Here is a 526-nt window from a genome sequence, read left to right on the forward strand (position 1 = left end):
AAGCTTGCTGGCATCTAGCGCATTCTTTAGGTCCCGGTACTGTTTCAGGCTCTGCTCGTAGGCCTTGCGGTCCTTTTTCTCCAAATTTACCAATGTTGCTATGTCCATGACTTTTTCAAATATCTTTTCCCTAATCCTTACAGGCACCCTTTCCAGGTACTCCAGGTGCTTTAATACATACAGCCATTTGTCGAATTTGGTTTCGAGATCGGCTTCCTTTTTCTCGAACTTCGGTACCTCCACATAGATGAAGTTGAGCTTGTCGCTGAACAGCCCACCGGTTTCACGGTCGACCAAACCCACCCGGTGCAAGTGCCTGTCGTCACCCTTCTCCAGGACGAAGTCCAGGATGGAGATGCAGTAAACCGCCTTCAGACCAAAGTCCCAGTCCCCACGCCTGGCCTGTTCCTGGATGGGATAGGTCGCATAGAAGAGGGACCTGTCCCGGAGGTTGAGCTGGAAGGCCTTCTGCATTTCCACAATAAACCGCTCACCGGACTCCGCAACGCAATAAATGTCGAAGACA

At 51.0% G+C, this 526-nt stretch carries 1 protein-coding gene; it reads right to left on the reverse strand.

Annotated elements, in window-relative coordinates:
- The coding region (locus DB520_RS26355; protein WP_198675475.1) for a PD-(D/E)XK nuclease family transposase at nucleotides 1-526 on the reverse strand (526 nt) is incomplete at both ends.

This window comes from Pleomorphovibrio marinus (assembly GCF_003347495.1).
Lineage (GTDB): Bacteria > Bacteroidota > Bacteroidia > Cytophagales > Cyclobacteriaceae > Pleomorphovibrio > Pleomorphovibrio marinus.